This is a genomic window from Kitasatospora sp. NPDC005748 (assembly GCF_040630735.1).
In the GTDB taxonomy this organism is placed as follows: Bacteria; Actinomycetota; Actinomycetes; order Streptomycetales; family Streptomycetaceae; genus Kitasatospora.
On sequence record NZ_JBEXYD010000026.1, the window covers coordinates 93,934 to 101,571 of the forward strand.

Here is a 7,638-nt window from a genome sequence, read left to right on the forward strand (position 1 = left end):
CGGGATCAGTACCCCCGACCGGATTCGAACCGGCGCTACTGCCGTGAGAGGGCAGCGTGCTAGGCCGCTACACAACGGGGGCTTGGATCTTTGTTTGTACTGCGGTGGTGCCTGCACTGCGATGGAGCCGACAGTGCCTGTACTGCGCTGGGGTACCAGGACTCGAACCTAGACTAAATGAACCAGAATCACTCGTGCTGCCAATTACACCATACCCCACCAGAGTTGAACCCCTGCGGGCCCTTCTCAGGCGTTGCGCCCCTCGCTCGGTCCCGACGAAGTTTCGCTCCCTCGTCCGTTCCCTCCCGGGCGGCGCAGAAAGAACATTACCCGACGTCCGGCCCCGGTCCAAAATCGATAAGCCCAGGCCGCGGCCGGGGCGGCTGCGGGCCAGGTCAGAACCCGGCCCGCGGCCGCCGGTGGCGGTGCTCAGGCAGCCGGGACGGCGGCCAGCGCGGCGGTCAGCCGGCGCAGCGTCTCGGGGCGCCCGAGCAGCTCCATCGACTCGAAGAGCGGCGGGGACACCCGGCGGCCCGTGACGGCCACCCGCAGCGGCGTGAAGGCGAACTTGGGCTTGATGCCCAGCCCGTCCACCAGCGCCGCGCGCAGCGCGGCCTGGATCGGCTCGGGCGAGAAGTCCGCCAGCTCCTCCAACGCCTTGATGCTCGCCTCCAGCACCGGACGGGCGTCGGCGGTGAGCACCTTGGCGGCGTCGTCCGGGTCGAGCGTGAAGTCCGCCGGGTCGACGAAGAGGAAGCCCGCCATGGTGACGATCTCGCTCAGCACGACCATCCGCTCCTGGGTGAGCGGTGCCACCTTGGCCAGCAGCTCCAGCTGCTCGGCGGTCGGCTCGGCCGGCAGCAGACCGGGCGCCTGGAGGTACGGCACCAGGCGGCGGACGAAGTCCTCCGGGGCCAGCCGGCGCACGTGCTCGGCGTTGATGTGCTCGCACTTCTTGAGGTCGAAGCGGGCCGGGTTGGCGTTGACGTCGGCGATGTCGAACGCCTCGACCAGCTGCTCCACCGAGAAGATGTCGTCGTCCGCGGAGAGCGACCAGCCGAGCAGCGACAGGTAGTTGAGCAGGCCCTCGGGGATGAAGCCGCGCTCGCGGTACAGGTTGAGCGAGGCCTGCGGGTCGCGCTTCGAGAGCTTCTTGTTGCCCTCGCCCATCACGTACGGCAGGTGGCCGAAGCGCGGGGTGCCGCCGTCGCCGACGCCGATCTCGGCGAGCGCCGCGTACAGCGCGATCTGGCGCGGGGTCGAGGAGAGCAGGTCCTCGCCGCGCAGCACGTGGGTGATGCCCATCAGGGCGTCGTCGACCGGGTTGACCAGGGTGTAGAGCGGTGCGCCGTTGGCCCGGACGATGCCGTAGTCGGGCACGTTCTCCGGCTCGAAGCTGAGCGTGCCGCGCACCAGGTCGTCGAAGGCGATGGTGCGGTCGGGCATCCGGAACCGCAGGATCGGCTCGCGCTTCTCCAGCTTGTAGACGGCGACCTGGTCGTCCGTCAGCTCCCGGCAGTGGCCGTCGTAGCCGGACGGGCGGCCGGCCGCGCGGGCGGCCTCGCGGCGGGCGTCGAGCTCCTCGGTGGAGCAGTAGCAGTGGTAGGCGTGGCCGGCCTCGTGCAGCCGGCGGGCCACGTCCGCGTAGATGTCCATCCGCTGCGACTGCCGGTACGGCGCGTGCGGGCCGCCGATCTCCGGGCCCTCGTCCCAGTCGAAGCCGAGCCAGCGCATGGCGTCGAGCAGCTGCCGGTACGACTCCTCGGAGTCGCGGGCGGAGTCGGTGTCCTCGATCCGGAAGACCATCGTGCCGCCGTTGTGGCGGGCGAAGGCCCAGTTGAAGAGGGCCGTGCGGACCAGGCCCACGTGCGGGTTGCCGGTCGGGGACGGACAGAAGCGAACCCGAACGCTCGGGTCAGTGTTAGCCACGCTTGATCACCTTGTTGGTGAGAGTGCCGATGCCTTCGATGGAGACGGCGACCGCGTCGCCGACGTTGAGGGGGCCCACCCCAGCGGGTGTGCCGGTGAGGATGACGTCGCCGGGCAGCAGCGTCATGGCCTCGGAGATGTGGACGATCAGCTCGGCGACCGAGCGGACCATCTGGGAGGTGCGGCCGGCCTGCCGGAGCTCGCCGTTGACCGTGCAGGTGACGGCGAGGTCGCTCGGGTCGAGGTCCGTCTCGATCCACGGGCCGAGCGGGCAGGCGGTGTCGAAGCCCTTGGCGCGGGCCCACTGGCCCTCGCGCTGCTGGATGTCGCGGGCCGTGAGGTCGTTGGCACAGGTGTAGCCGAAGATCACCTCGGGCACCCGGTCCAGCGGGACCTCGCGGCACATCCGGCCGATGACCACGGCCAGTTCGGCCTCGTGGTGGACGTCGGAGGAGAACGGCGGGTACGCGATGGACTCGGTCGGGCCGATCACCGAGGTCGACGGCTTGAAGAAGGTCAGCGGGACGTCCGGGACGTCGTGGCCGAGCTCCGCCGCGTGGGCGGCGTAGTTGCGGCCGACCGCGACGATCTTGTTCGGCAGCATCGGGCTGAGCAGCCGCACGTCCTGGAAGCGGTAGCTCTCACCGGTGGGTTGGGGCTGCCCGAACGGGTGGCCGGCCAGGGCGTGAACCACGAGGGACTCGGGCTGCGCCGGGTCACCCTCGACCACACCGAAGGAGACGGTGCCGGCGGCAGGGCTCCCCTCCCGAACGGAAAACCTGGCAATGCGCACGGCTGGGCTACCCCTCGCTTCGTCGGCCGCCCGGGGCGCGCCCGGGCGCTGGTGGGCGCCGCGCCCGTGTGGGCCCGGCCCCGCTCAATCGTCGACCAGGCTATCGCGTGGGGCCTCCCCCGACCGCTTTGCCCCTGTTCAGCGCGGTTGCGCCCGACCTGGCGGGAGCAAACCGAAAGGCGCCGCGAGTGCGGCGCCTTCCGGGTTCGTGCGGGGTGTCAGCTCCGCGGGGCCACCACCGGGGCGACCATCAGCTGGGTGCGGCGCGGGTTGGCCGTGTTGGTGGGCAGCTCGGTGGCGTAGGTCGCCACGTGCTCGGCCCGGCGGGCGCCCGGGATCCCGCTGAAGTCCTCGACCGAGGCCAGCGTCGTCCGGCGCGGGTTCGCCGTGGAACGGCTGGAGAGCTCGGGACTGGTGGCGGCCGTGTTCGCCTGGGACATCTCGTCAGCACCTCGGGGTCGTGACCGGCGCGTCGACGTGGCGCGGCACCGGCCTGAGTGGTTCGGGGAGATTCTGGGCAGGCTGATCGAGGCCGTGCGCCGGAGACAGCAAGGTTACGGATCTCTTTCCACAGCCGCCGTGACCAAAGCTACACATTGTGCTGTGATTTTGCTCACAAATTGAAGAGCAATTCTCCGATATCCGACATATCGCTTCATCAAGTTTCGCCGACAAAACCCTGCATATCGGGCATTCGGGAACCTCTGCACCTCCCGTTGATCTCGGGTCCGGTTGGCATGTATCCGGCAAGTGTCCGAAAAAGGCGGTATTCCGGTCCGGTTACCGCACAGTCAGTGAAATCGCGCGCGCGGTCGGTAGTGTGGCCCCACTCGCCCTGGCGGCCCTTGTTGGGATTCCCCGGCTGTGCTGGAATGCCACGGACCGTGGGTAGGGAGTAGTCCACCCCGGTGCCCGCTCTCCCGGACCGGCCGGGGTGCGGATGGAAACTCCACACCGTCCAGGCTGCGGCGACGCGGCGGGACGCCCGGTCCAGAGGTTGCGACGCCAGTGCAGGGACGTTTCAAAAGGGGTAGCGGCGCCGCGGGTGACCCGGAGTCGCGTGAGCCCGTGGCACCACCCCAGCAGGCGGCGGTGCCCGGCGGCCCCGTCGAGCCGGCACCCGAGGCGGTCGGCCGCCCGGAGGACGACGCCGAACAGGACCGGAAATCGGCCCGGGGCAAGCTCCGCAAGACGCTGACCCGCCGACGGGCCAAGGGCATGAGCCGGCTGGCGATGCGCAACTGGCGGATCCGTACCCGCCTCATCGCGCTGCTCGCGCTCCCGGTGCTGGTCGCCCTCGTGCTCGGTGGGCTGCGCATCCAGACCTCTCTCGAGGCCTCGCAGCAGCTCGCCCAGATGGCCAACCTCTCGGACCTGGCGAAGAAGGCGACCAACCTCGCCGACGCCCTGCAGACCGAGCGGGACATCAGCGCCGGGCCGATCACCCACGAGCCGAACGCCCCGCTCGACGACGACATCGTCAACGCCCGCAAGATCACCGACGACCTGAGCCGGACCTTCACCGCGTCCTCGGACAAGTTCGAGAACCTGGAGCTCTCCGGCGGCAAGGCGCTGCTGTTCCAGATCCGCAAGGACCTGAACTCGATCTCGGACGCGCGCAACACCCCGTACCAGAACAACCAGAACATCCAGTCGACGATCACGGCCTACGACGTGATCATCCGAGACCTGCTGTCGATCACCCAGGACATCGCGCTCGCGTCCAACAACCGCGACCTGGTCCGCGCCACCCGCGCCCTCCAGCAGTTCTCGCTGGCCAAGAACGCCACCTCGCAGCAGCGCGCCCTGATCAGCGCCGCGCTCGCCAACCCCAAGGCCCCCGACCTCAGCCTGAGCGACGAGTCCTTCGGTATCCGGCTGCGCGCCTCCTACGACAACGCGCTCACCAGCTTCAACAACATCTACACCTCGCACGACCTGGACAACCTGCGCGGCCAGCTCAGCTACAACTCGGTGGTCGCCGCCGCCGACCGGTACGCGCGCTCGGTGCTCCAGCAGAGCGGTATCCACCAGACCGAGCCGGTCAGCTTCAAGGACTGGTACGAGCAGGCCACCGCCAAGATCACCGCCGAGCGGCGGATCGAGTCGAAGCTGATCGAGGACCTCGACGGCAAGGCCCAGGAGCTGCAGTCCGCCGCCGACACCGAGGCCCTGATCATCGGTGCCGCCGTCGCGCTGGTGCTGCTGGTCGCCCTCGGTGGCGCCGGTCTGATCGCCCGCTCGATGGTGCGCTCGCTGACGCGACTGCAGTCCGCGGCCGAGGACGTCGCCGAGCGGCGACTGCCCGAGCTGGTCAAGACGCTGTCCGAGAGCGACCCGCACGACGTCGACGTCACCGTCGAACCGGTCGGCATCGACTCCGCGGACGAGATCGGCCACGTGGCCCACGCCTTCGACATGGTGCACAGCGAGGCCGTCCGCCTCGCCGCCGAGCAGGCCCTCCTGCGCGGCAACATCAACGCGATGTTCACCAACCTCTCGCGCCGCAGCCAGGGCCTCATCCAGCGCCAGCTGTCGCTCATCTCCGAGCTGGAGAGCCGCGAGGCGGACCCGGACCAGCTGGCCAACCTCTTCAAGCTGGACCACCTCGCGACCCGTATGCGCCGCAACGGTGAGAACCTGCTCGTCCTCGCGGGCGAGGACCCGGGCCGCCGCTGGACCCGCCCCGTCCCGCTGGTCGACGTGCTCCGCGCCGCCGCCTCCGAGGTGGAGCAGTACGAGCGCATCGAGCTGGCCACCGTGCCGTCGGCCGAGGTCGCCGGCCGCGTCGTCAACGACCTCGTCCACCTGCTCGCCGAGCTGCTGGAGAACGCCACCTCGTTCTCCAGCCCGCAGACCCGCGTCCGGGTGACCGGCCACGCCCTGCCGGACGGCCGGGTGCTGGTCGAGATCCACGACACCGGCATCGGCCTCAGCCCCGACGACCTCGCCGACATCAACGAGCGCCTGGCGAACCCGCCGACGGTGGACGTCTCCGTCTCCCGCCGGATGGGCCTCTTCGTGGTCGGCCGCCTGTCCCTGCGACACGGCATCCGCATCCAGCTGCGCCCCAGCGACTCCGGCGGCACCACCGCGCTGGTCATGCTCCCGGTGGACGTCACCAACTCCGCCGACCGCCGGGCTCCGGCCCGCCCCGGTTCGGCGCAGGCCAAGCAGCAGCGCGGGGTCGCCCCGACGCCGCGCCAGCAGCGCCAGGTGCCCGGCGGTCCGGCCGGCGGCCCGAACGGCGGCCCGGCCGCGCTCGGCCAGGGTCCGGCGGGCGGTGCCCCGCAGGGCCGTCCGCAGCTCGGCCAGGGCGGTCCCGGTGCTCCGGGCGGCCAGGGCGGCCCCGGTGGACGGGCTGGCGGCGCGCTGCCGACCCGACAGGTCGGCCAGTCGCTCCAGGGCCAGCCGCAGGGCCAGCAGGCCCCGCAGGGCCAGCAGCAGGGCCAGCAGCAGGGCCAGCAGGCCCGCCAGAACCCGCAGGGCGGTCTGCCGCAGCGCGGTGCGGGCCGGCAGGCTCCGCCGCAGGGCGGTCCCGGTGCGCTGCCGCGCCGCGGCCAGCAGCAGCCCGGCCAGGGCCAGCCCGGTCCGGGTCAGCCGGGCCAGGGCCGGCAGGGCCAGGGCCCGGGTCAGCCCGGCCAGGGCCGGCGCCCCGGCCAGGAGCGGCCGCGCCCCGGCGGGGACTTCGCCGGCGGTCCGGGCCCCCGGACCGGCGAGCAGCCGCAGCACGGCTGGGCCGACCAGTCGGGCCGTCCGGGCGCGCCGCAGGGCGCCCGCCCGGGCAACCGCCCGCAGGAGGGTCTGCCGCAGCGCCGCCAGCCGGGCCAGGCACCGCAGGGTCAGGCACCGCAGGGCCAGGGCGGCCCCGGCGGCCAGGGCCCGCAGGGTCCGCGCCGTCCGCAGCGTCCCGGCCCGGACGCACCGCAGCGCGAGCGGCAGCAGTTCCCGCCGCAGCAGGCCCAGCCGCTCCCCGTGGCCGAGCCCTCGTCGATGGAGAGCACCGCGCAGTTCGCCCGGCCGCGCTTCGAGGCGAGCGAGATCGACCCGCGTGACCCGCTCGGCCTCGGTCTGGTCGAGCCGGTGCTGCCGAACCCGGCGCGTCCGGAGCCGGTCCGCCAGGAGCAGCTCCGGCCCGAGCCGGTCCGCCAGGAGCCGATGGCGCTGCCGACCGGTCCGTCCGACGGCGGCCCGCAGGGCGGTGCGCCGATCTTCGAGTCGGCCGAGCAGGCCGAGGCGGCGCGGGCGGGTCAGTACCAGCCGCGTCGGCCCGGGACCAGTGCGCCCGGCGTCCAGCAGCAGGGCCAGCACCAGCAGGCCCCGCAGCAGCACCAGCACGCCCAGCACCAGCAGGCCCCGCAGCAGCAGCACGCCCAGCAGGCTCCCCACCAGGCTCAGCAGCAGGCCCCCCAGCAGGGCCAGCCGCAGCAGGCCCCGCAGGGTGGGCCGGGCGGGCCGGGTGACGCGCCGTGGCGCCCGTCCGCGAACGACGAGCGCTGGCGCCGGGCCGAGCAGGTCCGGGAGCCCTCGACCAGTGGCGTCACCATGTCCGGTCTCCCCCGGCGGACCCCGCAGGCCAACCTGGTCTCCGGTACCGCCGAGGCGTCCCCGCTGACCGGCCCCCAGGTGTCCCGTGCGCCCGAGGAGGTCCGCGGCCGGCTCACCAACCTGCGCCGCGGCATCCAGCAGGGCCGCCGGGTCGGCGCCGAGCAGGCGGCCGGCCAGGGCCCGGGCCAGGGCAACCAGGCGGGCCCGCAGCATGGTGCCCAGCAGTCCGGATTCGATAGCTTCGGGGGCCGCACCGACGGCAACGGCGCAGATCACCAGGAGCGTTGAGTTGAGTCAGATGAGCCAGGCCGCACAGAACCTGAACTGGCTGATCACCAATTTCGTGGACAACACCCCTGGGGTGTCGC

4 protein-coding genes, 2 tRNA genes and 1 pseudogene are annotated in these 7,638 nt (G+C 72.2%); 2 read left to right on the forward strand and 5 right to left on the reverse strand.

Features of this window, described 5'->3' with window-relative positions; all coding sequences use genetic code 11:
- Window positions 1-9 precede the first annotated feature (9 nt).
- The 5 genes from ABZ495_RS20230 to ABZ495_RS20250 all read right to left on the reverse strand — a co-directional run bounded on the left by ABZ495_RS20230 (window position 10) and on the right by ABZ495_RS20250 (window position 3,162).
- Window positions 10-82: transfer RNA gene (locus ABZ495_RS20230), tRNA-Glu, on the reverse strand.
- Window positions 83-147: 65 nt separating this feature from the next.
- A tRNA-Gln gene (locus ABZ495_RS20235) sits at window positions 148-219 on the reverse strand.
- A gap of 210 nt (window positions 220-429) precedes the next feature.
- Window positions 430-1,929, reverse strand: coding sequence for a glutamate--tRNA ligase (gltX, locus tag ABZ495_RS20240; protein ID WP_329489730.1), 1,500 nt, complete (start codon window positions 1,927-1,929; stop codon window positions 430-432).
- The gene (locus ABZ495_RS20245) at window positions 1,922-2,722 is read right to left on the reverse strand and encodes a fumarylacetoacetate hydrolase family protein (RefSeq protein ID WP_329489729.1); all 801 of its coding nucleotides are present in this window, start codon (window positions 2,720-2,722) and stop codon (window positions 1,922-1,924) included. The genes gltX and ABZ495_RS20245 overlap by 8 nt, the downstream gene beginning before the upstream one ends.
- A 218-nt stretch (window positions 2,723-2,940) precedes the next feature.
- Window positions 2,941-3,162, reverse strand: coding sequence for a hypothetical protein (locus ABZ495_RS20250; RefSeq protein WP_359807891.1), 222 nt, complete (start codon window positions 3,160-3,162; stop codon window positions 2,941-2,943).
- Between the two features lie 628 nt (window positions 3,163-3,790).
- Here ABZ495_RS20250 and ABZ495_RS20255 point away from each other — a divergent pair.
- Both ABZ495_RS20255 and ABZ495_RS20260 read left to right on the forward strand, forming a co-directional pair.
- Entirely contained in the window at window positions 3,791-7,558 is a 3,768-nt protein-coding gene (locus ABZ495_RS20255) for a nitrate- and nitrite sensing domain-containing protein (protein WP_359837214.1), read from the forward strand.
- Between the two features lie 10 nt (window positions 7,559-7,568).
- Window positions 7,569-7,638, forward strand: a pseudogene (locus tag ABZ495_RS20260) (roadblock/LC7 domain-containing protein); the annotation flags it as partial.

Bases quoted from the DNA above. Each gene is read 5' to 3' on its own strand.
- ABZ495_RS20250 (WP_359807891.1), bottom strand. From the start codon at position 3,162: ATGTCCCAGGCGAACACGGCCGCCACCAGTCCCGAGCTCTCCAGCCGT.